This window comes from Arthrobacter sp. Hiyo1, assembly GCF_001263615.2.
Classification (GTDB): domain Bacteria; phylum Actinomycetota; class Actinomycetes; order Actinomycetales; family Micrococcaceae; genus Arthrobacter.
The window spans coordinates 159,161-160,880 of the sequence record NZ_DF952473.1; the positions used below are offsets into that span (position 1 = coordinate 159,161).

Here is a 1,720-nt window from a genome sequence, read left to right on the forward strand (position 1 = left end):
CCGGCGGGCATCCTCGGGCAAAGCCATTTGGTGCGGAATTCCCACCGTGACCACCCCGGAGGCGATCGCGGACGCAACGCCCGGCACGGAATCCTCGAGGGCGACGCAGTGATCCACGGTCAGCGCAGGATCCGTGTCCCGGAGCCGCTCGACGGCGGCGAGGTAAGCCTCGGGGTGGGGTTTTCCTTGGCTGACGGTGTCCCCCGTGATGAGGAACTCGAAGTAGGGCTTGGGGAGGTTGGCGACGACTTCCCGGGCCATCGGGCCTTCGGACATCGTCACGAGGGCGCAGCGGACGCCCGATTGATACAGCTCGTCCAGCAGCTCCTTGGCACCGGGCCGCCACGGCACCTCGACGCGGAGGCGGTCGATGACCTGGCGCTCAAGGAGTCAACGATCTCCCGCTTCTCCAGGTTCACTCCAGCCTTTTGGAGAATGCCGGCCGAGTGCATGAGCGATTGCCCTACGAGCTGCATGGCTTGTTCATGGCTCCAGGCGCCTCCGTAGGACTCCACGAGGGTGCGCTCTGCGGCAATCCAATACGGCTCGGTGTCCACCAGGGTGCCATCCATGTCCCATAGCGCGGCTTTGAGCTCGGCTTTTACAAAGGGCTGGGTGGCTGAAGCAAGCATGCCTAAAGTCTACGTGGAAGGAGGCAGGGCGATTGCCGCTCTACGCCCGGGGCGAAGTATGGCCACGCCGGTCCCCGCACGCCATGCATCGGTGGCGGTGTTGGACGTAGGGTGAGTGAATGAACAGTTTGGACGGAGCCCCTGACGGACAGGCCACTTCACCGGAGCCTGAGCGCCTTCTCCAGCCTGTAGCCGAAGGTCAGCGCATCACCGTGATGCTCGCGGCTTTCGAAGGTTGGAACGACGCCGGTGAGGCGGCCAGCGATTCCCTGCACTACTTGAACAAGTTGTGGCAAGGAAAGAAAGTGGCATCCGTTGATGCCGACGACTATTACGACTTCCAGTTCACCAGGCCGACTGTGCGACGCACGGCCGCCGGGACGCGCAAAGTGAAGTGGCCTTCCACGCGCTTGTACAAGGCCAGCGTCCCGGACAGCAACGTCGATGCGGTGTTCGTGCTCGGCACCGAGCCGTCCTACCGCTGGCGTGCCTACACGGCCGAGCTTCTGGTCCACGCTGAAACGCTCAAGGTCGACTATGTGGTGTTGATCGGCGCCCTTCTGGCCGATGTCCCGCACAGCCGCCCAATCCCCGTGAGCACCACCTCGGACGACAGCGGATTGCGGCAGCGGTTGAACCTGGAGGCTTCGCAGTACGAGGGTCCGGTAGGCATTGTGGGCGTGCTGGCGGAATTCGCGCTGCTCGCGGGCTTGCCCACGGTGTCGCTGTGGGCGGCCGTGCCGCACTATGTCGCCCAACCGCCCTCCCCCAAGGCGCAACTGGCCATCTTGAACAGGATCGAGGACCTGCTCCAGGTGCCGCTGGACACCCACGCCCTCAACGAGGAATCCGAGGCCTGGGAGCGGGGCGTGGACGAACTGGCCACCGAAGACCCCGAAATCGCCGCCTACGTGCGGCAGCTCGAGGAGGCCAAGGACACGGCCGACCTGCCGGAGGCCAGTGGCGAATCCATCGCCCGCGAGTTCGAGCGCTATCTCAAACGCAGGGGCAAGGACAAGCCCTAACCCAACGCGGGGTCACTTACGGCCCGTCCAAGGGGACATTATGGGCCGTAAGTGAACCCCGCG

At 64.7% G+C, this 1,720-nt stretch carries 1 protein-coding gene and 1 pseudogene; one reads left to right on the forward strand and one right to left on the reverse strand.

Annotated elements, in window-relative coordinates; all coding sequences use genetic code 11:
• Positions 1-572 (reverse strand): annotated as a pseudogene (locus tag AHiyo1_RS16210) (HAD family hydrolase); the annotation flags it as partial.
• Between the two features lie 179 nt (positions 573-751).
• Between AHiyo1_RS16210 and AHiyo1_RS16215 the strand changes: the two are divergent.
• On the forward strand, positions 752-1,657 hold the full coding sequence (locus AHiyo1_RS16215; RefSeq protein ID WP_059389238.1) for a PAC2 family protein: 906 nt from the start codon (positions 752-754) through the stop codon (positions 1,655-1,657).
• Positions 1,658-1,720: the final 63 nt, after the last annotated feature.